Raw genomic sequence first — 24,081 nt, 5'->3', positions numbered from 1 at the left:
TTGTATGGGTATTATTGAATTACAGCATGTTAATGTGGATTTTCCTGATAAGAAAAGAGAGGTTGTGCACGCTGTTCATGATGTCAATTTGACAATAGAAAAAGGCGATATATACGGAGTTGTTGGCTTCTCTGGTGCTGGTAAATCGACACTGGTTAGAACAATTAATCTGTTACAAAAACCAAGTGGCGGTAATATCAAAGTCAATGGCACTGATTTTATTAAAGATGGTAAGCAAGTTATTTCTAATAAGGACTTGCAATTAGCTCGAAGAAAAATTGGAATGATTTTTCAAAATTTTAACCTTTTAAATGAAATTACTGTTGTCGAAAATGTCGCTTTTGCCTTGAAGCATTCTGGTTTAAAAGACAATGAGGTTGAAGAAAAATCATTGAAATTGCTGGAATTGGTTGACTTAAAAGAAAAAGCTGAATTCTATCCAGCTCAACTTTCTGGTGGACAACAACAGCGTGTGGCAATTGCTCGCGCATTAGCCAATGAACCGGATATTCTGATTTCTGATGAGGCAACTAGTGCACTTGATCCACAAAATACCCAACAAATTTTGGATTTACTAAAGAAATTAAAAGATGAACTTAATTTAACAATTGTTTTAATCACTCATGAAATGAGTGCTGTCAAGAAAATATGTGACAAAGTTGCGGTAATGCAACAAGGCGAAATCATCGAAAAAGGTAACCTAAGAGACGTAGTTCTTCATCCGAAAAATACTCTAACCAAGAGTTTTGTTGGTGGATCACTAGAAGTAATTAATACTCTTAAATCACTCAATTTAAGTAATTTAAATGATGAAGAGGCAATTTACCAACTTATTTATAGTGTCGCTAATGTTACCAAAACTATCATCATTGATCTTTACCGAGAAATTGGCGTTGAAGCAAGTATGCTTTATGGTAACGTCGAATTGTTAGACGATGAGCCAATAGGAACATTGCTGGTCTTAGTTAAAGGAGACAATGAGAAGCAGCAACAAACTGTTCAATTTTTAGAGAAAGAACAGGTTGCAGTTACACGGTTAAATGAGAAAGGTGACTTATATGAGTAGTTGGTTTAATAAAGTTTTTCCAAATGTAATTAATTTAGGTTGGACTGGTGACACAGGCTGGGCATCCAGTATATATCAAACTTTGTTCATGACATTTTGGTCAGCAATTTTTGGGGGAATTCTAGGTATCGTCTTTGGGGTAATCCTTGTTTTGACTAAAGAAAACGGTGTTAAACCAAATAAATTCTGGTTCAATCTCTGTGATAAGATCGTTTCCATCTTTCGCGCAATCCCATTTATTATCTTGCTAGCTTTTATTGCTCCAGTAACTCAAATAATTGCTGGAACCCAAATTGGAATGAATGCTGCACTTGTGCCATTATCTTTAGGAGTTTTTCCTTTTTATGCTAGACAGGTTCAAGTTGCTCTAGAAAGTGTAGATCAGGGTAAGATTGAAGCTGCACAAAGTTTAGGTGCAACAACTTGGGATATTATTTTCAATGTTTATCTGAACGAAGCGCGCTCTGAGTTAGCCAGAGTCTCAACTGTAACTATAATTAGTTTAATTGGTCTAACGGCAATGGCAGGTGCAATCGGTTCAGGTGGACTAGGAAACACAGCTATTTCTTACGGTTATCAGAGGTTTAACAATGATGTTACATTCGTTGCAACTTTACTAGTCGTAATCTTGATTTTTATTGTTCAAATTATTGGTGATTTCTTAGCTAAACATTTAAACCACCAAAATAGATAAACTAACTATAAATAAAAATAAACAAACAAAAAACAACAGGCAGTTTTGCCTGTTGTTTTTTATTTAAGAAATAAGTAATTATTTTACGGCATCCTTTAAAGCTTTACCTGGCTTGAATGCAGGAACTTTAGTAGCAGGAATAGTCAAAGTCTTACCAGTTTGTGGGTTACGACCTTTTCTTTCGGCACGATCACGAACTTCAAATGAACCAAAGCCGATGATTTGAACTTTTTCACCTTTAGCTAGGTTATCCTTGATTGATTCGATTAAAGAATCGATCACTTTTTCTGCGTCTTTTTGCTTAAGACCAGTTTTTGCTGAAACTTCTTTAGTAAGTTCAGATTTGTTGATTGAAGCCATATTTTCTTCTCTTTTCTATAAATTTTTTAAACAATTCGACAATTTTGAAAAAAATCATACATAAATGACGAAATGCTTTGTGTCGCTTGATATTTCGCAACTTTTTATATTTTAGCACAGTTCCTGTGTCCTTCAATAGAAAAACGCAAATATTGTCGTTAGTTTATTTGTTTAAGAACACGATTGGTCATTTGTTGGTAGTTTAAATACAGTGCTTTGAATCTTGAGTGTTTTTCCTTTTGCCATGGTTTGGGTTTGCCGCAAAAATGTAAAATACTGGTGTTTTCCATTACCCATTCGGTGTTGTATTCGCCTGTACTTCGAGTGAGATACACAGAATAGGCTCTTGCATCATAGTTCCAGCGGGTTTCAGGTATCTTCAAAATGTCCTCACCATAAAGGTAGTTTAGAATATCTTGATCAGGCAAGATTAAGGAATCATGGTGCTCTTCGATTGCCTTTGTAATATCTTCAATGTTTACCTTTTGTCGCATCTGATCCAAATCCATTAGCATGATGCCGGAATTAAAATAGCCAGTTGTTGTCCCAAGTCGGATATTATTAATCGAGCTCATAATATCTGTTAGACCTTCATGGACAGAAGCAGCGAACATTTTATTTTGAAGATCTAGATCCCATAGAGGCTTAATTGAGTTGATAACCAAGATGTCAGGATCTAGATAAATAACCCGGTGTAGATTATCTGGTAAAACTTGTCCCGAAAGAAGACGGAAATACATTTCTTTAGGATAATCATGTAAGTTAAGTAATGAATCTGGGAAAATAATATTTTGGTTCATTGCTACAGTTTCGAGCTTAACATTAATTTGTTCACAAAATTTTTCAAGTCCAGCTAGGGCAGAGTCATCGATGTTATCGTGAATCAGCCAAACGCGGAAATCTTGGTCTAAATTGTTAAGTCTGACGGAATACATCATTACCTCAAGGGGCTTAAGATAGTTTTGGTCAATTGTGACCAAAATTTCAATTGGACTGGATTTTCGCTGTTTCATATAAAATCTTCCTTAATAAAAATTGTAAATGAAGTTACCTTTCTAGTATAAAGCAAAATAATAAGAGATACATTCATAGTATAGAAATTTTAATTATTCTAAATACAAGAATTAATTCAATTAATGTAGTAAAATTATTTCTAATAAGATTATTTTATCAATGAGGTGTAAATATGAACAAAAAAACGCTATTTAGTTTAGTTGGTGCAGCTTCAATTGCTGTTAGTTTAAGCGCAACTGCTCCAGTTTTGGCAGCAGAAACTACTAATCCCAACCCAACATCAACTACCACAAATAATACTGCAGATCAAAAGGGTACTACTACAAATACTCCTTCAACAGGTCAAACAAGTACAACTGATACTTCAAAGACTCCTACTACAGGTCAAACTGGAACTACTGATACTTCAAAAACTCCTGCTACCGGAACAACTGATACCTCAAAGACGCCTGCTACTGGTACTACTAATCCATCAGGTAATACTAGTACCACTAAGCCATCAACTTCAAAGCCAATTAACTCAGCTGACTTAAATAAGGCTATGAGCCTAAATGGTAAGTATGCCAAGTTGACTAGAAATTCTTATGTATACGATGCTAAAGGTAAGCGTGTTAAGAATGCTAAATTAAAGAAGGGCACACTTATTGCTGTATCTGGTGTTACGACATCAGATGGTAAAGTCTTAATCGGCTATAACAATAAAAAGGGTAAGTACATCAAGGTTAATAATGTTGTGCTCTTTAAGGCTGTTCAGTATAAAGTAAAGAAGAATGCTTTCGTTTATAACAGTAAAGGAAAGCGCAATACTCGTGTTTACGTGCCAAAGGGTAAAACAATAACAGTCTTTAAAACCAAGAAAATTAAAGGTGTTAAATATGTTGCGTTTTCAGATTCACAATACATTAAATGGTCAGTTTTAGATCATAAGAGCGGCAAAGTTATTTCAGGCTAATTTTTCGCTCCTGAAAAGGGTACCTATCTAATAGGTACCCTTTTTTTATTCTAAAGTTGTATAGAATATGCATGTGAATTCCAAGTACATACTTTCACAATACAAAATTTTGTTTACAAAGTAACGGCAATGCAATACTATATATTTGTGAAGTATATCATTCTATAAATTTTATTTATAGAAATAACAAAAGTGGGAGAAGAAAAATGAATAATAGTTTGTCTATGCAGTTAATAGGTGAATTTCTAGGAACTGCAATGCTTGTTTTGCTTGGCGACGGTGTTTGTGCTGGAACTAATCTAAACAAGTCTAAGTCAAAAGGGGCAGGTTGGATTGTAATTTCCTTTGGCTGGGGATTTGCCGTAGCGTTCAGCGTTTATAGTGCTCGCTGGTTATGTCCAGGACATTATAACCCTGCAGTTACCCTTTCAATGGCAATCGCTCATAAGTTGCCTTGGTCTTCAGTTTTACCTTATTTCTTGGTACAAGTACTAGGTGCATTTGTTGGAGCTATTTTAGTATGGTTAACTTATTACCCACACTGGAAAGAAACAGATGATCAAGAAGCAATTTTAGGTTCCTTTGCTACAGTTCCAGCAATTCGAAGCTATGCATGGAACTTTTTCACTGAAGCAATTGCTACTTTCGTTTTAGTATACGGATTGTTAGCATTGACTAATGGTGACTTAGCTGCTGGTTTGAATCCTTTACTGGCTGGTTTCTTAATTGCATCAGTTTGTTTATCACTTGGTGGACCTACTGGTGTTGCTTTAAACCCAGCGCGTGATTTTGGTCCTAGATTGGCTCATCAATTATTGCCAATCGCTAACAAGGGTCAATCAGACTGGGCTTACAGTTGGGTACCAATCGTAGCGCCATTAGTTGGTGGGGCACTTGCTGCTTCATTATTTAATGTGTTAGCTTAACAATTAAAAAAAGCACATGACTTCTTAACTAGGTCATGTGCTTTTTGTTTGCTCTTTAAAAACTAAGGTTTAAAGTGCCGTAATATGTCAATTCCTTTTTTCTGATATTTGTTTGGTACGAAGCTCTTACGCATTGCAATTTGCATATAGGCATATAATTTTTGTCCTGGCTTCAGTCTGATAACGTGTACACCTGTTTGGTCCTTAAGACTACTTTCCATCGCAAGAGCAATACCAACATCTCTTTTGACTAAATCAATCATAGTTTGCATTGTTTGCGCAGTGTAAATGACATTAGGATTAAAATTACCTAATTTGCCAACTTCTTCCAAACATTCTCTAGTCAAATAACCACGATCACGAGCAACAAATTTGCGGTTACGCAGATCGGCCGCGCTAATTTGATGGACATCCTTCCAAGGATCAGATTCACTGGTAATTATAACTAACTCAGTTCGATTCAAATTATGGACAAAGTACTCAGGATCATTGATTGGCACCATCCAGGAATAAATTGCCACGTCAACATCCCCGTTAGTCAAATCAGAGAAAGCATCAGCTGAGCGTTCAATATTTGTATCAATCAAGTCAGTTAAACCTGCTTGATAAAATTTCATGATAATGTCGGCAATATAAGAATTACCAGCTTCACCAGAAAAAGCTAAGCGAATTTTCTTGTCGCTAGCATGCTTAACATCATAATTGATACTGGAAATATCTTGTAATAAAATTTTGGCTTTTTCATAAAGAAGCTCACCAGCATCAGTTAAAGTAATTTTACTCTTTCTATTTTTTTGCAAAATAAGCGGGTCATCAAATTTATCAGACAGTCGCTTGATTGCCATTGAGATAGTTGGTTGGGTTACATCAAAGAGGGCAGCAGTAGCTGTATAATTACCCGTTTCTACTAATTTACAAAAGTATAGAAGATCTTTTTCGTTCATGTTTATCTCCTACTATTAATCAATAACTTTTATAATCTCATCTTTTTTGATTATATTAAACTTAAGAAGAAATTGCAATTATTCCTTATCGGACGCTTACTTTAATTGATTTATTTGCTCAAATTCATCTTAAAAATAAATTGGACTTGGTTTTTTATTAAGAATATATTTCCAAGTAAAGAATTTATTAGAAAGAGCAGGTAAGTACATGATTTATGAGTCGTCTATTAAGTGGGATGCCATTTATGATGTAATCGTTATCGGTTTTGGAGGAGCAGGTGCGGGTGCGGCTAGGTTTGCTGCAGATAATAATGCACATGTTTTACTGATCGACTCAGCTCCTGAGGGCCAAGAGGGTGGCAATACACGCTATGCTGGCGGTGCCTTTGCTTGGAGTGATAATTTTAACGATCTTCGTGAGTATTATAAAGAGACATATTACCCATTTAAGTATGATCCAAAAGGTTTAGACACATTTGTAAATAATGTTTTACAAATGAAAGAGTATTCGAAAAAATACTTTGGGATTGAAGCACAATATACCGGAAGAAGACCGAAGGGAGAATATCCAGAATATCAGCATGCAGATACTATGCGTTCACAAAGCATGACAACTGGCATGTATAATGGCGGATTTTGGAAACTGTTACGGGAAAAAGTATATGATCGCTTAGACAAGATTGATATTTGGTTTGAAAGTCCGGCAGAGCACTTAATTCAAGATCCTGAAACTAAGACGATTTTAGGTGTGCAAATTAAGCGTCAAGGAATTAATAGAAATATTGCTGCCAAAAATGGTGTAGTTCTATCGTGTGGTGGCTTTGAAAACAATCAGGACATGATTCAGAATTTTTTGGGACAAGGTTCTTTAGCTCCAATTGGCACTTTATATAACAGAGGAAAAGGAATTGATTTAGCTGTTGAAGTTGGGGCACGACTTTGGCATATGTCTAATTACGATTCACATGGATTTTCACTAAATGAGGGACTACCACGAGAAAAGTTCGCCTACATGATCAATTGGAAAAGTCTATTTAACGGTAGTATTTTCGTAGCTGGTGATGATGGTACCAGGTATTACCGCGAGGACGAAGAAGATCGTCATGGCTATAAATATAACCACGGTAACTGGATTATGTTACCGAACCAAAATCACCCACATATTGTTATGGACCAAATGCAGTTTAATCAATTGGCAAATGATAAATCTGCAAATGCTGATCAGATTAAGGAACTCATAGCTCATGCTATTAAAGCAAATTCAATTGAAGAGTTAGCTGCAAGAATTAAAGCTCCAAAACTAAAAGAAGCAGTCGAAGATTTTAACTTTTTGGTCAGTGAACAAAGGCGCGACATGTTTCTAAACCGAAATATTCAAACAATGCGTGCTTTTAGTGATGGACCATATTATGCAATTCCTATTCGTCATAACATTTTACACACACATGGCGGTGCACGCCGCAATGAGAAATGTGAAGTATTGGACTTAGAAAATAATGTTATTCCGCATTTGTATGAAGCCGGTGAATTGGGTGACATTTTTGCTACTAAATATATTGGTGCTAACAGTATTGCTGACTTACTTATATCAGGCAAAATTGCAGGTGAAAATGCAGCTTGGCCTAAGAGACAATCTCTAACTTTTACTGTCTCAATAAGTGCATCCGAAAAGCCTGATTTAGAATCAGATGCTCATATTTCAACAAATGATTATGCAATAAAAGAAAACCAAGGCATTGGTATTAGTACTAACGGTATCAATGATTTACCAATTGTGGTTCGAGTTACTATGGCAAAGGGCAGAATAGCTCAAATTGAAACCCTTCAAGAGCATGAGACACCTTCTTTGGGTGGAAAAGCAATTCCTCTACTTACAAAAGAAATGATGCAGAATCAGACTACAGATGTTGATGTAATAAGTGGAGCAAGTACAACAAGTGCGGCATTTAAAGAGGCGGTAGACAAAGCTATTGCCAATGCTAAGGAAAATAAAGAAGAATAAAAAATGAAAAGTAATGAAGAAATTAAGTGGAACGGAAATTATGATGTTATTGTCTTAGGTTTTGGTGGTGCTGGTGGAACAGCAGCTCGTTTTGCAGCTGATCAAGGAGCGAGTGTTTTACTAGTTGATGCTGCACCATATGGACATGAAGGAGGAAATACTCGTTATTCTGCTCAACATGTGGCAATGGCACACGATCGCCAGAAGATTGGCGACTACTACGACCAGTTAGCAAAACCTTTTAAAGTTGATAAAGAAACAATGCAAGTATACCTTGATGGCTTCACTAAAATGCCTGAATATTTCGAAAAGTATTTAGGAATTAAACCCTTTATTTGGTCACAAGATTATCAGCTAGGAGATCATTTAGCTAAGAAAAACAAACTTTGTGAGTATCCTGAATTTTCTGGTGCGGAAACATTTGATTTTGCTTTAGTTCATAATCGCGACTTTGACGCTGGGTTATGGCAGGAAATTCGGAAAAAAGTTATGGACCGTTCAGAGCAAATTGACGTTTGGCTAAATTCTAGAGCTAAGGAACTTATCCAAGATCCCAACGATAACGAAATTACTGGTGCCATCATTAGTCGCAATCATAAAGACTATTACATTCATGCTAAACAGGCAGTTATTCTTGCTACTGGAGGTTTCGAAAACAATACACAAATGCAGCAAGATTACCTACATGTCAAAAAATTAACCCCATTAGGAACGCTATACAATAATGGTGATGGTATTAAAATGGCCGCTGATGTAGGGGCAAAGATGTGGCACATGAGTAATTATGAGTCTCTTGGTATTGTTCCTAGCTATGTCATTGCCGAAGGCGAGAATGAACGTGGACGTCAAATTAGTGGTTGGCAAAATGTTAAGTCTGGTTCTATTTTTGTAGTCGCTAATGATGGCAGTCGCTTTATGAGGGAGGATGCCAAATATCGTCATGGACATATATATGAACATGGCGAGTACTTATTGCCCCATGCTTTTGATAATGCATGGCTTGTTTTTGACCAGAAGCAATATGATAAATTCATGAAAGAAAAAGAAACTGGCAAGCTAAAGTATCAAACTTTCTTTGAAAAAGTAATTCAAGCTGAGTCTGTCGATAAATTAGCATCCGAGATTGAAGTACCTTCAGATAACTTGGAAAAAACCATCGAGAAATTCAATCAATTTGCTAAAGAAGGCATAGACCTGGAATTTAATCGTGCGCCAGAAAGTATGGAACGCTTTGATTTAACAGGGAAAATTTATGCAATCAAGCTGGCTCCAGCTGTTTTGAATACTCAAGGTGGTCCAGAGCATAATCAAAAAGCTCAGGTTCTTGGGATTGATGGTCAACCTATCAAACGGCTTTATTCTGCTGGTGAACTAGGTGGCATTTGTGCCAATCGCTATCAAGGAGGTGGCAACCTTGCTGAGTGCTTGATTTTTGGCCAAATAGCTGGAGAAAATGCTGCAAAAATGACGAAGAACACAGAGAAGATAACCATAGAAAATGCTGCACCACGAATTAATGACTTATTAGATGGAAATAAGGAAGATCAAATTAGTCTAAAGGAGAATCAGTATATAGGTTCTTCAGAGGCAGGTATTGGCGGTCGTGTTTTAGTTCGCGTCACATATGAAAACCAAACAATTAAAAATGTTGAAGTCCTAGAAAATCACGAAACTGAAGGAATAGGCGCAGTTGCAATTAAGAGTGTTCCACAAGAAATGGTAGAACAAAACTCAGTTGAAGTTGACGCTGTTTCTGGAGCTTCAACTACTACTCAAGCCTTAAAGAATGCCGTTAAGGCTGCAATTAGTAAAGCAAAATAAAATTGTTAAGGAGAAAAAATATGTTAGATAAGTTTGAATGGAAAAAGTGGATTTTACCACTTGTAATAGGGATAGGTCTGTGGCTTCTTACACCCTTAAAGCCTGCTGCTGTCAGTGTACAAGCATGGCACCTCTTTGCTATTTTTATTGGAACAATTGTCGCCTGTGTAACTAAGCCATTACCAATGATGGCAACAACAATCATTGCAATTGTTATTGCTACCTTAACTGGTATTTTTAAAATGGAAGAAGTCACAGCAGGTTTCGGAAATTCTACTGCCTGGATGGTTGCAATGTGTATGTTTATGGCAGCCGGATTTATTAAGTCAGGCTTAGGTAAACGAATTGCTTACTTTTTTGTCAAAACCTTTGGTAAGAAAACACTAGGCTTGGCATATGCCTTATCCTTGGTGGAAACCGTTTTAGCTATAGGTATACCAAGTAACAACGCTCGGGTTAATGGAATTATGTACCCAATTATTGACAATCTTTCTAAAGAAATGGGATCTGATCCTAAAAAAGGTACACAGCGTGATATGGGTTCTTATTTAGTATTTAACGAGTACGAAGTAAATATTGTAACCTCGACAATGTTTTTAACTGGCTTAGCAGGAAACATGGTTGCTTTAGGAATTGCTAAAACGCAAAACGTTTCGATTTCATGGATGCAATGGTTTTTAGCAGCAATTGTACCTGGGTTAATTTCATTGCTTGTTGTTCCGTTTATTCTGTACAAAATTTATCCTCCCAAAATTAAAGAAACCCCTAATGCACATAATTGGGCAGACACTAAGTTAAAAGAACTTGGGAAAATGACCACAGCAGAAAAAATAATGGGTATAGTCTTCATCCTTTCTGTTGCATTATGGTTAGTTGGTCCAGAGTTTGGAATCGATGCAACATTGGTAAGTTTTATTGCAGTTGCGCTCTTGCTAATTTCTGGAGTAATTAACGTTAAAGACATTCTAGGCCAAAGCTTTGCTTGGAATATTCTCACATGGTTGTCAATTATCATGTTAATGTCACAAAAACTAATGACCCTTGGTTTCTTCCCATGGTTCTCAAAAACATTGGGCAGTGCCTTACACGGAATGAACTGGATTGTAGTTTTAGTAATTCTATTTTTAGCCTACTTTTATCTACACTATTTGTTCCCAAGTGTTTCTACACAAATTTCTGCACTATACGCTGGTTTTTTGTCGATTGCAATCGGAGCCGGTGTTCCACCTGTTATGGCTGCATTAATGCTTGCTTTAGATGGCTCACTTTACCTATCGACTTCAAGTTATTCAGCTGGTCCCGCAGCACTTCTTTCTTCAACTGGTTATGTATCAAATAAAGATTGGTGGAAGTTGAGTGCGATCATTGGTGTAATATTAAACGTCATTTGGCTTGGTGGCGGTTTGATTTGGACTAAAGTAATTGGAATGTGGTAATTAAAAAGATTCTAAACTTCTGGTATAAGATGCTTAGAATCTTTTTACTTTGGTTTTGTATTCTGTAAGTGCTTGTCACAATTTTAGGCCTAGTATAAGATTAACGATAAGAAATGGTAAAGGAAGGAAAAATTATGACCTGGGCAGCAATATCAACCTGGAGAATGTCATTTGATGGCTTAAGTGAAGCTAGTGCACTTTTAGATAAAGGAATTAATGCTGGTGATGCAGTTGAAAAATTAATTAATGTTGTAGAAAACAATGAACACTACAAATCTGTTGGTTTTGGCGGTTTGCCGAATGAAGAGGGCATAGTGCAAATGGATGCTGGCTTTATGGATGGCGATACATTTGCACAAGGATCAGTTGCTTCAATAGAAAATGTTAAAAATGCCGTTTCGGTGGCCCGGAAATTAAGTGAAAATAAAACTAATAGTTTCTTAGTCGGTGATGGCGCAACGAAGTTTGCTGCCAAAAATGGTTTTGAAATGACTAATATGCTAACAGAAAAAGCCAAAAAAGAATGGCAAGAGCGTCTAAATGTTAATCAACAGGGGCAACTCCGTGCCTACGATGGCCATGATACAGTTGGTGCGGTAACGCTTGATCAGCAAGGATCGATGGCAGCCGCAACATCTACATCTGGTTTATTTATGAAAAAAGATGGGCGTATTGGAGACTCACCTTTATCTGGATCAGGTTTTTATGCTGATAGCCAAGTTGGTGCTGCTGCAGCAACTGGACTAGGTGAGGATATTATGAAGGGATGCTTGTCCTACGAGATTGTTCGTAAAATGGCCGAGGGACATTCACCTCAAGATGCATGCGATCAGGCACTGTTTTCTTTTGCTAAAACTTTAAAGAATCGTTATGGAAGTTGTGATGCTATTTCGCTGATTGCCTTAAACTCTAAAGGAGAATGGGGAGTTGCAACCAATGTTGAGTTTGCTTTTTGTGTTTCTGATAATGAGCACGAGGCAAAAATCATGATTGCTCAACAGGCGGCAAAAGATAGGACTAAAATTTTCCCAATGACAAAAAAGTGGTTGGCAGATTACCAAAAAAGAACAGAGTCGACAATTGATTAGGCTATAAGGAAAAAGATTGAGAATGTTAAAAGAAGCTTGCGTTGAAAATTTTACTAATGTACCTAAAGTGATTGCCGAAGGGGCCAACCGAATTGAGCTTAATAATGATTTGGCTGCTGGTGGTACGACACCCTCATTTGGAGTAACTAAAAAAGTCGTGGAATATGCGCATAACTTGAATATCCCAGTGGTGGTAATGATTAGACCTAGAGCAGGTAATTTCGTTTATACAAAAGATGAAATAGCCATTATGCTTTCAGATATTGAAATGGCTTCACTGGCAGGAGCAGACGGTGTTACTTTTGGCTGTATTGATACTAATGGTGAGCTGGATCAAGAAAATATGAGTAAATTGATTCAACTAGCTCATGTCCTTGATTTGGAAGTTGTTATGCACATGGCTTTTGACGAGATAGCTGAGAATCAGCAACAAAATGCTATTGATTGGTTAAGTTCTAAAAAAGTTAAACGCATTTTGACGCACGGGGGCAGTTTAGAGCAAACTATTTCCGATAATTATCCTCACTTAAAAGAAATTATTAATTGGGCTAAAAATAAAATTGAAATTCTTCCTGGTGGTGGAATAACTGCTCAGAACATAGCTAAAGTAGCTAGAGAGCTCGATGTTAATCAAATGCACGGGACGAAAATCGTGAGCTAACGCAAAAAAATCATTGACAAAAAATAAGACAATAATTAAAATACAATTAATATAAAAAGCAATGAAAAGAAGAGTAAGATTATTTAAAGCGTATTAGAGAGTTCTGTTTGCTGAAAATGAACCGTGAGAGTAGTCTGAAAGTAACTTTGAGCTATATGGTGAATTTTTAGTAGCTAATATTGGTGACACCCATTATCGTGTTAGCGTATCGCAGTTATGCCGTACGTGAAGTGACCTAACGACATTTTGTTCGTTGGTAAAATAGGTGGTATCGTGCTAAAGCACCCTTGATGAAAATCAGGGTGCTTTTTTTATTGGTTTTTACAAAGTTCAAAGCTAAAGTACATGCTAGAAAGTGAGAGAAATGAAAAGTATTTTTTAAAGTAGAAATCTATTGAAGACATACAGAAATATGAAAAGGTAGGAGAGTAAAATGGAAGAATTTAAAGACGATATTAATAAAAAGCCATTAAGTTGGAAGGATTACTTAGTAGTCGCCTCTTTATTGTTTGGTTTGTTTTTTGGAGCTGGAAATTTAATTTTTCCAATCCATTTGGGCCAATTATCTGGAGCAAATTGGGGGATGGCAACTTTTGGCTTTTTAGTGACAGCGGTTTTGTTGCCATTACTGGCTGTCTTAGCGATTAGTGCTAGTCATGCTAAAGGTGTTTATGATATTGGAAAGCCATTAGGGCCTAAATTTGCATTGATTTTTATGGTTTTAATCCATTTGACGCTAGGACCATTATTTGCAACACCACGTACTGCGAGCATTTCTTTTTCGGTCGGGTTAGCACCAGTGCTGCCACAAAAATATGCGAAAATTAGTTTATTAATTTTTTCGGCTATTTTCTTTATTTTAGCTTTTATCATTGCATATAAGCAATCAACCATTTTAAGCAGTATTGGAAAGGTCTTAAACCCACTGTTTCTAATCTTATTATTCTCGGTATTTTTACTTGCAGCTCATTCGCCAATGGGTGCTGCTAAAAATCAAAGTGCTACGGCTGCTTATCAAACAATGCCATTTTTTAATGGCTTCTTGCAAGGATACAACACAATGGATGCTTTAGCTGGTCTTGCTTTTGGTTATACGATTGTGTCTGCCGTTAATCAATTAGGTAAGACATCTGCTAAGAGTAATGCTAAGGTAACCGCGAGAGCAGGTGTGATTGCTACAAGTGCGATCGGGGTTATCTATATCGGCTTAATTTGGTTAGGTGCAACTACATTAAATCACTTTAAAATTGCGCCCGAGGGTGGAACAACGTTTAATCAAATCGTTACTTATTATTTAGGGGATGTTGGCCATGCACTTCTTGCAACTCTAGTTACACTCACATGTTTGACTACTGCTGTTGGTTTAATTGCAGCATTTGCGCAAGACTTTCACCGTAGTTTCAAAAAGATTAGCTATCACGCATGGCTTGCTATCATGACATTTGTTTCCTTTATCACGGCTAACTTTGGCTTAGATACGATTATTGCTTGGTCCACACCAATGTTGATGTTTTTATATCCAATTGCAATGGTTTTAATTATTTTGTCAATTTCAGGTACTCTTTTTGATCATGATCCAGTTGTTTATTATTGGGGAGTTGGGTTAACACTAATTCCAGCTATTTTTGATATGCTTGCATCCTTTCCTCCAGCAATTAGTCAACAGGGCTGGGCATTAGCACTAAAATCGATTCAATATCGTTTCTTACCATTTTCAGACATTGGTATGGATTGGGTTATTCCAACTGTTCTTGGGCTGGCAATTGGTTTTGCTGTTCACTTTTATCACAAAGCTAAATTGCAAGATGCTTAACCATTTATATAGTTCAACTTTTAGAGCCTCTTCTTTGACATCACTGCTTGATAAAAGTAGATTTAACTTAAAGAGTTAATTAAATTGATGTAAAAAGAAGTGGGGGCTAATTATTTTGAACGATATGAATATGGGCAAGCAAGGTAAAAATAAAAGTGCTCAGTCTAAGACAAAAATGCACCACTCATCAATGCAAATGAGTGGTGGCAACATGATGATGCATGGAAATCAGATGATGGACATGGGAAATCTGAAACAAAAATTTTGGATTTCTCTAGTGCTTGCATTACCGATACTGTTTTTATCACCAGCAATGGGAATTAGTTTGCCTTTTCAATTTTCTTTTAACGGTTCTGAATGGATAGTAGCTCTTTTTGCAACTATCCTATTCTTTTATGGTGGCGAACCATTTTTAAAAGGTGCTTTTTATGAGTTAAAAGCAAAAAGACCTGAAATGATGACATTAATCTCCCTTGGTATTGTTACGGCGTATGTTTATAGTATCTATGCTTTTGTTGAAAACAATATCTTACATAATCAAAATCAGGTAATGGACTTTTTCTGGGAGTTGGCAACCCTAATTTTAATTATGTTATTAGGTCATTGGATTGAAATGTCTTCCATGATGAGTGCAAATAGTTCAGTAAATGACCTAGCTAAATTATTACCAGATAAGGTCCATCTTCAAGATAATGGTCAGTCAAAAGATGTTTCAATTAACGATGTACAAAAGGATGCAATTGTTTTAGTTAAACCAGGTGAGAGCATACCATTAGACGGAATTATCATTAATGGTTCCAGCGATATTAATGAATCCTTGGTTACAGGTGAATCACAAAGTGTAACACGCAAAGTTAATGATAAAGTGATCGGTGGTTCAATCAATGGTTCCGGCACAATTGTAGTTAAGGTATCCAGTTCAGCTAACTCAGGCTTTTTGGCAAGCGTAAACAAGTTAGTTCAGTCATCGCAAATGAATAAATCTAATTTGCAGAATTTAGCAGATCGCGTGTCCGGTTGGTTGTTTTATGCAGCACTAATTATTGGTGTCATTGCTCTAATTGTCTGGACTAGTTTAAAAGGAATAAGTAACGGACTGGAGCGGATGGTTACAGTGCTAGTCATTGCCTGCCCACATGCATTAGGTTTAGCTATTCCTCTTGTAAATGCAAAAAGCATGTCAATTGGTGCAAAAAATGGGCTGTTGATTCGAAATCGCAATGTAATTGGTATTAGTCAAAAAATTAAATATGTTGTAATGGATAAGACGGGTACACTGACTGAAGGAAAATTTCAGGTTCGTCAGTTTGATACACTAAACCAAACAATCAATAAGGAAGGTGTATTAAGATTAATTGCCTCGCTTGAACAAGATTCAACGCATCCAATTGCAAAGAGTATCTTGCAATTTGCCGATGAAAAGAAAATCAGTCTTTTACCGTTATCAAATAGCAAAACTGCTTCGGGTAAAGGTGTTACTGGAACAATTAATGGCAAATATTATCAATTAGTCAATGAAAAAACCGCTCGTTCTTTAGTTAATAATTTTCCTAGAATATCTGCTGCTGATTATACGGTAAGCTATCTTTTACAGGATTCCAATCTGCTCGGGTATGTTGCAGTTGGTGATCAAGTCAAGAAAACAGCAATTTCACTAATTAAAGAACTTAAAGCCCAAAACATTATTCCAGTAATGTTAACTGGTGATAATGAAAATGTTGCGGATAGTATTGCAGAAAAGCTGGGAATTACAGAAGTTTACTCAGGGCTTTTGCCAGAAGATAAACAAAAAATTATCGGAAAGTATCAAGCTAATGGCAATAAGGTAATGATGGTTGGGGATGGAATTAATGATGCCCCTAGCTTAGCAAAAGCTGATATCGGTGTAGCTATTGGTACAGGAACAGATGTTGCAATTGATTCTGCTGATGTCGTTTTGGTTAATAGCAATCCAATTGATATCATCAATTTTTTAAAGCTAGCTAAAAACACACAGAAAAAGACAGTTGAAAATTTATGGTGGGGAGCTGGCTATAACATTATAGCCTTACCACTTGCTGCTGGCGTTTTAGCTCCAATTGGAATTCTTCTTCCACCAGCAGTTGGCGCAATCTTAATGTCGCTTTCAACTGTGATTGTGGCTATCAATGCGGAAACAATCCGAATATAAAACTATTAAAAGGCATCTAAAGAAAGGTGCCTTTTTGCCTTTTATTAACTTTTAAATAATTAAAATGATAGCACTTTAATTTTAAAAATATTGAACAAAAATTAAATAACGCGTATCATAAATAGTGAGGTCGCGAAAGAAATATTTTTCAGTTAGAATAGAAATATAAGTTAAAAAGGAGAAGCAAATGAGCGAAGAAGAGTACCGTGTTGAAAGTGACACTATTGGTCCTGTAAAAATTCCTAAGGACGCATTATGGGGACCCCAAACAGAAAGAAGTCGAAATAACTTTCCAAGTGGGGAACTCATGCCGCTGGCAATTATTCGTGCATTTTTAAACCTGAAAAAGGCTGCTGCTGAGTCAAATGTAGAAGTAGGCGATGAACCAGAAGAAAAAGGTGCAGCAATTGAAGATGCAGTTGACCATCTTTTACAATTAAATGATGAAGATTTGCGTAAAGATTTTCCACTTCACGTATTGCAAACGGGTTCTGGTACTCAAAGCAATATGAATGTTAATGAAGTTGTTGCCAATTTAGCTAATAAATTACACCCTGGCTTAAATATTTTGCCAAACGATGATGTTAACCGTGGTCAATCCTCTAATGATACTTATCCTACGGCAATGAATATCGTTGCTGTTGAAGCACTTGATAAGTTAGAGCCAGCTATTCAGCATTTAATTGACGAATTAAAGATTAAGCAAGATAAATACTGGAAGACTGTAAAAGTAGGACGTACGCACTTGCAAGATGCAACTCCAATTACCTTTGGTCAAGAAGTCTCTGGCTATATTTCTGCTCTGAAACATGACTTATCATACATTCAAGAGTTAAAACCTACTTTATATGAATTAGCAATTGGTGGTACGGCTGTTGGTACTGGACTGAATGCTGCTCCAGGTATGACAGAAAAAATTGTTGCTAAATTATCCGAAGTTTACGGTCATGAGTTCAAAGTTAAGACCAACAAATTCTGGGGCTTAGCTCATCATTCTGGTATTGATGTTGTTCATGGAGCATTAAAGACTCTAGCAGCAGATATGTTTAAAATTGCGCAAGATATTCGCTTCTTAGCTTCGGGTCCAAGAGCTGCTTATCATGAATTAAACATTCCTGCTAACGAACCAGGTTCTTCAATTATGCCTGGTAAAGTTAACCCAACTCAAGCTGAAGCAGTGACCATGGCTGCTGCTAAAGTTTTTGGTAATGATACAACAATCACTTTCGCTGCTTCACAAGGAAACTTCGAAATGAATGTCTTTAAAACCGTCATGATTGCCGCCTTTTTGGATTCATGCGATATTTTGACAGGTACAATTGAAGGCTTTGCCGATAAGATGATTTCTGGTTTAACAGTTAACTCAGAAAAGATGGATGAATTACTAGAAAATTCATTGATGACAGTTACTGCATTGTCACCTCATATTGGTTATCATGCTGCGGCTAAGATTGCACAAGCTGCAGATAAAGAAGGAACAACGCTTAAAGAAGCAGCTTTGAAGAGTGGCGAGCTAACAGAAGAGCAATATGATCAATGGATGGATTACATGCAAATGACTAATATTGATCGAACAGAACCAGAAGAATAAATTTACAGGAGGAATTTGATGGTTAAATTTGTTTTTACACCCAATGATAGTTCTGAAATTGCCAACGATTACGATGCTATAATTATTGGTGCTGGTGGAGCAGGACTCACTGCAGCAATTCAAGCAAATGAATTAGGATTAAAAGTGGCCGTTTTTGAGAAAAACGCAGAGCTTGGCGGTAACACTAATCGGGCTTCGTCCGGAATGAATGCTTCTGAAAGTCTTGTTCAAATCAATGAAGGTATCATTGATAACAAAGAAGATTTTTACGAGGAAACGCTAAAGGGTGGTGGACGCTTGAATGATCCAGAACTACTTCGTTATTTTGTTGATCACTCTGCTTTAGCAATTGATTGGTTAAGTGATCATGGAATTGAATTAACTAATCTGACAATTACAGGTGGAATGAGTAAAAAGAGAGCTCACCGTCCCGCTTCAATGGCTCCTGTAGGTAATTATCTTGTATCAGGTGCACTTGAACAGATTCAAAAAGAAAATATTCCTGTGTTTAACAATACTAAAGTGACGAAACTGATCCGTGCTGATAAGCAAAGAGTTACTGGTGTTGAAGTTGAAACACCTGCGGGTACTAAAACAGTAAATGCTAAGGCAATTTTACTAGCAAGTGGTGGTTTTGGTTCTTCTAAAGAGCTTATCAAAAAGTATCGTCCTGATTTGGTTGATTTTAAAACTACTAATCAGCCTGGAGCAACAGGCGATGGCTTAAAACTAGCTGAAGAAGTTGATGCACAGCTTGAACAAATGGACTTTATTCAAGTTCATCCAACTGCACAGACCGATACTGATCACGTGTATTTAATTGGTGAAGGCTTACGTGGTGAAGGAGCAATTTTGGTTAATAAATCTGGTAAAAGGTTTGTTAACGAAATGAATACTAGAAAAATTGTTTCCAATGCAATAAATGATTTGCATGAAGGAGGAGCATATCTAATATTTGATCAAGGCATCAGAGAAAACTTTACTGCAGTCGAATTTTATGATCATGTTGGTCTGGTTAGCCATGGAAATACATTACAAGAAGTTGCGCAAGCAATTGATGTTGATGGTGATAATCTTCAGACAACTGTCGATACTTGGAATGATGCTGTTAATCAAAAGAATGACGCTCAATTTGGTAGAACTACAGGAATGGATCGCTCAATTACCAAGGGACCTTTCTTTGCTATTCACATTAATCCTGCCATTCACTACACCATGGGCGGAATTCATATCACTCCGAAGACTGAGGTCTTAGATACTGACGGTAATGTGATTCCGGGCCTATATGCAGCTGGTGAAGTTTCCGGTGGGCTTCATGGTAATAACCGAATTGGTGGAAATTCAATTGCTGAAACAGTGATTTTTGGCCGCCAAGCAGGGATGCAAATGACTGATTACGTAAGAAATAATAAATAGTTTATTTAAACCAAAAAGTGCTTAGCCTAGTGCTAAGCATTTTTTTATTTAAAAATAAAAAAGCTCTTTCATTTTTATAAATTTAAAAAATAAATTACTTTTTTAAAATATTGCAAAAACGGGAGGCTTTATTTATAATATGTTTTATAAAGGATTACATACCCAGAATTGAAAGGATTTTAAATTATGTCAAGAAAAGTTTTACTCGTTGGTGATGGAGCAGTTGGTTCAACTTTTGCAAATGACCTTTTACTAAGTACCCAAGTTGACGAATTAGTAATTACGGATGTTGTAAAGGAGAGACCAATTGGCGATTCAATGGATCTTGAAGACATTACCCCATTTGTTGGTTCATGTAATATTCATGCAGGTGAGTATGCGGATGCAAAGGATGCTGATGTTGTAGTTATTACAGCTGGTATACCACGTAAACCAGGTGAGACTAGATTAGACTTAGTCAATAAGAACGTTAAAATTTTGAAAAGTATTATTCAGCCAGTCGTAGAATCTGGATTTAGTGGAATATTTGTTGTTTCTGCCAACCCAGTTGATATACTGACGACCTTGACACAAAAACTTTCTGGTTTTCCTAAGAACAAAGTTATTGGTACAGGTACATCGCTTGACTCTGCTCGATTAAAAGTAGAACTGGCAAAAAAATTAAATTTATCTGTGGAAAGCGTTAACTCCATTGTGCTAGGCGAACATGGTGACACTTCATTCGAAAACTTTGATGAAACAGTAGTTGATGGTAAACCATTAAGCGAATATAATGAACTTAATTTTTCAGATTTATCTAATATTGAAAGTGACATACGTCAGAAAGGTGGGGAAATTATTAAAAGTAAAGGGGCAACCTTTTATGGCATTGCGATGATGCTAGCAAAAATAGTTAGTGCAATTTTGGAAAATAAAGCAATCGTCTTACCGCTATCAGCACCTATAAATGGTGAATATGGCATTAAACATGACTTATATTTGGGCACTCCAACAGTGATTGATGGTACTGGAATTAGTCATGTGATTGAAACCAAGTTATCAGATAAGGAACTAGCTAAAATGGTTAATTCTGCTGATAAAATGCAGGAAGTTCTAGATGGTATTGAATTGAACTAATTAAAGAGGATTAAAATGCAAGTAGGAAAAAGAATCTTTTTAAAAAGGGAGTTGCCTGACAAAGATGTAATTACGGGTTTTCGTGATATTCCCACCTCAAATATTGCTGATTGTATGAATCGTAAAGGTGCAATGGCTACACGGATTAAGTTAATGTCTAAACCAACAAGGCAAATGTGTGGTCCAGCCTTTACAGTTCATAATCGGCCAGGCGATAATTTAACCATTTATGCAGCTTTAAAGTACTGCCATGAAGGCGATGTAATTGTAATTGATAATGAAGGTGATAACACTCGAGCTGTTATTGGAGAAGTTATGATGACTTGGCTTCGTGATCAAAGACATGTTGCTGGAGTAGTAGTAGATGGTCCTATGAGAGATATTGACAGTTTACGTAATTGGGACTTGCCAATATACGCTGTCAGCACTTCGCCAAATGGCCCATACAAGGAAGGACCTGGAGAAATTAATGTACCAGTTTCTTGTGGCGAAATTAGTGTAAATCCAGGGGATTTGATTGTTGGAGACGCAGACGGTGTTGTTAGAGTAGCTCACGAAAAGGCAGCAAAATTACTGCCTGAGGTTCAGGCCTATAACAAACAAGATAATGCTAAAGCAACAAGTTTCCATGATGGTACAGGTAATATTAATTGGGTAGATGATGAACTGAAAAATAAAAACTATCAGATTATCGACGATATTTATCGCCCGTAAATATAAAGAAGGCTAATTATGAAAACTCTTGAAAAAGTGAATTATAAAGGGTTTATTTTGCCGGTAGTAATTGGAGCAATTTTGTGGCTTCTTACTCCCGTAAGACCTGGTGGATTATCAGTACAAGCATGGGAAATGTTTGCTATTTTTGTGGCTACCATTGTGGGTTGTATCACAAAACCGTTACCAATTGGTGGTACAACGCTGATTGGTTTAATTGTGACTGTTTTAGTTGGTTTAGCTCCCGTTCAAAATGAAGTGAATCCTAAAACAGGTGCAGTGAATGCCGGAATTTTGAGTGCATTTAGCAATTCTGCTTCATGGCTGATTGCAATGGCTTTTATCATAGCCTATGGCATTAGTAAAACAGGCTTAGGAAATCGAATTGCCTATTGGATGATTAGACGCTTTGGTAAACGTTCAATTGGGATTGCTTACGCTATCACTGGATTGGAAATTGTCTTAGGAGCTTTAATTCCATCCAATAGTGCTCGAACAGGTGGTGTTGTTTGGCCAGTGACAGAATCAATTTCTAAGGATTATGATTCACTACCAAATGATCCCTCTCGTAAAAAGATTGGTGCATTTTTAAGTTTTATCGCTTTTCATGCTAATGTGATTTCAACTGCTCTATTCATTACGGGGGCTGCACCTAACATGGTCGCTTCTCAAATGGCTGTTCAAAAAGGCTACACAATGTCTTGGATAAGCTGGTTTACAGCAGCAATTGTCCCAGCTTTAATCGCAACCATTGTTATTCCTTTAATTATCTATAAGATATTTCCACCTGAAATTAAAGAAACTCCAGATGCTAAGAATTGGGCAGACGAGCATCTAGCTGAAATGGGCCCTGTGTCTAAACCTGAAAAAATCATGTCTGTCGTTTTCTTATTAGCTATTATTTTATGGGTGTTATCAGGAATTTTTAAAATTCCACAATTAGATTCTACTTTTGTTGCTTTTCTAGCAGTTGGTTTACTTTTAATAACTGGTGTTTTAACGATGCAAGATGCCTTAAAGCAAACTGGAGCTTGGAATATTTTGATTTGGCTTTCCATTTTGGTTTTTATGGCCGGTAAACTTATTTCATTTGGTTTTATTGACTGGTTTTCAAAAGCAATTCAGACGGGGCTCCACGGTATAAGTTGGGAAATTGTTTTGGCAGTTTTGGTAATTTTAATGTTCTATACGCACTACTTCTTTGCTAGTGGAACTGCCCATATGACGGCTTTATACTTACCATTCCTTTCAGTTGCGGTGGCAACTGGAGCACCGCTTGCTCTTTCAGCAATGTTACTTGCATTCACTGGAGCCATTAATGCTTCAACTACTCACTACGCCAACGGTCCGGCTTCTATTCTAGCCACGACGGGCTATATTAAGCAGGGCGAATGGTGGAAGTTCAACTTTATTTTAGGCCTCGTGTATCTACTGATCTTTGGAGTCATTGGTACCGTATGGATGAAAATCATAGGAATGTGGTAAATGATTGATCAAGCAGATTTGATTACTAATGATGGCATTAGGATCCATTATTATGATACTAAAGCTGATAAGCCTCCAATTCTTGCTATTCCAGGAATTGGAGGGTCTGCACGCTTATGGGAAAAGGCCGTTGATCTTTTTAAAAATGATTTTCGCTTTATTATAGTTGAACCAAGAAATCAAGGTAAATCTGCACGCACATATAAAGGCCAAAGAATTAGTCGCCATGCAGAAGACCTTAAGGAACTTATTCAGAAACTAGGATTAACTGACGTAATTGCGATTGGCAATTCTATGGGAGCAGCTACAATTTGGGCTTACATTTCTTTATTTGGAGAAAAGCGCTTTAGAGCTTTAGTTGATCTTGATCAGCCACCTAAAATGATCAACGATTCAACATGGCAATTTGGCTTTAAAGAATTGTCTTGGGAAAATTATCCCGATTACTTAAAAATTGATTTTGGCTCAGGATTTTATACACATATTGATGATGCTTTGTTTCAAAGGGCGAAAAAAGAAGCACTGAAATATCCTTATTATCCTGAAAACAACTTTTTGTGTCGAATCGATCATGCTGAACAAGATTGGCGCGATGTAATCACTAACTTAACAACCCCAATGTTAGTTTTGGCTGGTAAAAACTCACCATTTTTTGACTATCATTTTGCTTATGAAATGGAAAAGTTAAATAGCAACATAACTGCTGCTGTTGTACCTAATTGTGGGCATATTGTTCAAGCTGAACAACCTCAACTTATGTATAACAAAATAGCAGAATTTTTAACCCAAGTAGATTAATGACGCGGTTAGGA

General features: G+C 36.7%; 20 protein-coding genes and 1 other annotated feature. Of the genes, 17 read left to right on the top strand and 3 right to left on the bottom strand.

Features of this window, described 5'->3' with window-relative positions:
* The first annotated feature begins 4 nt into the window (after positions 1 to 4).
* Positions 5 to 1,066, top strand: a complete 1,062-nt coding sequence (locus H3R25_RS02930; protein WP_074425260.1) for a methionine ABC transporter ATP-binding protein — start codon at positions 5 to 7, stop codon at positions 1,064 to 1,066.
* Entirely contained in the window at positions 1,059 to 1,760 is a 702-nt protein-coding gene (locus tag H3R25_RS02925) for a methionine ABC transporter permease (RefSeq protein WP_074425262.1), read from the top strand. Before H3R25_RS02930 ends, H3R25_RS02925 begins: the two co-directional genes overlap by 8 nt.
* 78 nt (positions 1,761 to 1,838) lie before the next feature.
* On the opposite strand, the gene H3R25_RS02920 is transcribed toward H3R25_RS02925, so the two are convergent.
* Together H3R25_RS02920 and H3R25_RS02915 are read right to left on the bottom strand one after the other, a co-directional pair.
* The gene (locus tag H3R25_RS02920; protein WP_046306988.1) at positions 1,839 to 2,120 is read right to left on the bottom strand and encodes an HU family DNA-binding protein; all 282 of its coding nucleotides are present in this window, start codon (positions 2,118 to 2,120) and stop codon (positions 1,839 to 1,841) included.
* Between the two features lie 158 nt (positions 2,121 to 2,278).
* Complete coding sequence (locus H3R25_RS02915) at positions 2,279 to 3,133, bottom strand: glycosyltransferase family 8 protein (RefSeq protein ID WP_122035277.1); 855 nt, start codon at positions 3,131 to 3,133, stop codon at positions 2,279 to 2,281.
* A gap of 173 nt (positions 3,134 to 3,306) precedes the next feature.
* Here H3R25_RS02915 and H3R25_RS02910 point away from each other — a divergent pair, with 173 nt between their 5' ends.
* Positions 3,307 to 4,086: an SLAP domain-containing protein gene (locus H3R25_RS02910; protein ID WP_198194263.1), complete on the top strand. Its 780-nt coding sequence runs from the start codon at positions 3,307 to 3,309 to the stop codon at positions 4,084 to 4,086.
* Between the two features lie 206 nt (positions 4,087 to 4,292).
* Positions 4,293 to 5,012, top strand: coding sequence for an MIP/aquaporin family protein (locus tag H3R25_RS02905; protein WP_198194262.1), 720 nt, complete (start codon positions 4,293 to 4,295; stop codon positions 5,010 to 5,012).
* A gap of 62 nt (positions 5,013 to 5,074) precedes the next feature.
* On the opposite strand, the gene H3R25_RS02900 is transcribed toward H3R25_RS02905, so the two are convergent.
* Positions 5,075 to 5,956, bottom strand: coding sequence for a LysR family transcriptional regulator (locus tag H3R25_RS02900; protein WP_198194261.1), 882 nt, complete (start codon positions 5,954 to 5,956; stop codon positions 5,075 to 5,077).
* 208 nt (positions 5,957 to 6,164) lie between these two features.
* Between H3R25_RS02900 and H3R25_RS02895 the strand changes: the two genes are divergently transcribed.
* The 13 genes from H3R25_RS02895 (at position 6,165) to H3R25_RS02835 (ending at position 24,067) form a co-directional block, all read left to right on the top strand.
* A complete protein-coding gene (locus tag H3R25_RS02895; RefSeq protein WP_198194260.1) occupies positions 6,165 to 7,958 on the top strand; it encodes an FAD-binding protein in 1,794 nt (597 codons plus the stop codon).
* A 3-nt stretch (positions 7,959 to 7,961) separates the two neighbouring features.
* A complete protein-coding gene (locus H3R25_RS02890; RefSeq protein ID WP_198194259.1) occupies positions 7,962 to 9,779 on the top strand; it encodes an FAD-binding protein in 1,818 nt (605 codons plus the stop codon).
* Between the two features lie 20 nt (positions 9,780 to 9,799).
* The gene (locus H3R25_RS02885) at positions 9,800 to 11,215 is read left to right on the top strand and encodes a DASS family sodium-coupled anion symporter (RefSeq protein ID WP_198194258.1); all 1,416 of its coding nucleotides are present in this window, start codon (positions 9,800 to 9,802) and stop codon (positions 11,213 to 11,215) included.
* A gap of 134 nt (positions 11,216 to 11,349) precedes the next feature.
* Positions 11,350 to 12,303: a N(4)-(beta-N-acetylglucosaminyl)-L-asparaginase gene (locus tag H3R25_RS02880; protein WP_198194257.1), complete on the top strand. Its 954-nt coding sequence runs from the start codon at positions 11,350 to 11,352 to the stop codon at positions 12,301 to 12,303.
* A gap of 22 nt (positions 12,304 to 12,325) precedes the next feature.
* Positions 12,326 to 12,964: a copper homeostasis protein CutC gene (locus H3R25_RS02875; protein WP_198194256.1), complete on the top strand. Its 639-nt coding sequence runs from the start codon at positions 12,326 to 12,328 to the stop codon at positions 12,962 to 12,964.
* A 52-nt stretch (positions 12,965 to 13,016) separates the two neighbouring features.
* Positions 13,017 to 13,256 (top strand) — a binding site (T-box leader).
* A 141-nt stretch (positions 13,257 to 13,397) separates the two neighbouring features.
* A complete protein-coding gene (gene brnQ / locus H3R25_RS02870) occupies positions 13,398 to 14,777 on the top strand; it encodes a branched-chain amino acid transport system II carrier protein (RefSeq protein WP_187157967.1) in 1,380 nt (459 codons plus the stop codon).
* A 124-nt stretch (positions 14,778 to 14,901) separates the two neighbouring features.
* Positions 14,902 to 16,947: a copper-translocating P-type ATPase gene (locus H3R25_RS02865; RefSeq protein WP_198194390.1), complete on the top strand. Its 2,046-nt coding sequence runs from the start codon at positions 14,902 to 14,904 to the stop codon at positions 16,945 to 16,947.
* 187 nt (positions 16,948 to 17,134) lie between these two features.
* Positions 17,135 to 18,538: a class II fumarate hydratase gene (locus H3R25_RS02860; protein ID WP_074425272.1), complete on the top strand. Its 1,404-nt coding sequence runs from the start codon at positions 17,135 to 17,137 to the stop codon at positions 18,536 to 18,538.
* Between the two features lie 18 nt (positions 18,539 to 18,556).
* Positions 18,557 to 19,954 (top strand): flavocytochrome c, encoded by a 1,398-nt coding sequence (locus H3R25_RS02855; RefSeq protein WP_198194255.1) that lies wholly within the window; start codon positions 18,557 to 18,559, stop codon positions 19,952 to 19,954.
* 186 nt (positions 19,955 to 20,140) lie between these two features.
* A complete protein-coding gene (locus H3R25_RS02850; RefSeq protein ID WP_074425274.1) occupies positions 20,141 to 21,070 on the top strand; it encodes an L-lactate dehydrogenase in 930 nt (309 codons plus the stop codon).
* A gap of 15 nt (positions 21,071 to 21,085) precedes the next feature.
* Positions 21,086 to 21,784 carry an RraA family protein gene (locus tag H3R25_RS02845; protein WP_198194254.1) on the top strand — a complete coding sequence of 233 codons (699 nt, stop codon included), beginning with the start codon at positions 21,086 to 21,088 and terminating at the stop codon, positions 21,782 to 21,784.
* Positions 21,785 to 21,802: 18 nt separating this feature from the next.
* Positions 21,803 to 23,269 (top strand): DASS family sodium-coupled anion symporter, encoded by a 1,467-nt coding sequence (locus tag H3R25_RS02840; protein WP_198194253.1) that lies wholly within the window; start codon positions 21,803 to 21,805, stop codon positions 23,267 to 23,269.
* Entirely contained in the window at positions 23,270 to 24,067 is a 798-nt protein-coding gene (locus H3R25_RS02835) for an alpha/beta fold hydrolase (RefSeq protein ID WP_198194252.1), read from the top strand.
* Positions 24,068 to 24,081 lie beyond the last annotated feature (14 nt).

It is taken from the genome of Lactobacillus sp. M0390, from assembly GCF_016102085.1.
GTDB classification, from domain to species: domain Bacteria; phylum Bacillota; class Bacilli; order Lactobacillales; family Lactobacillaceae; genus Lactobacillus; species Lactobacillus apis.
The sequence above is the reverse complement of the archived record's forward strand: the minus strand, read 5'-3'. Positions and strand labels throughout refer to the sequence as shown.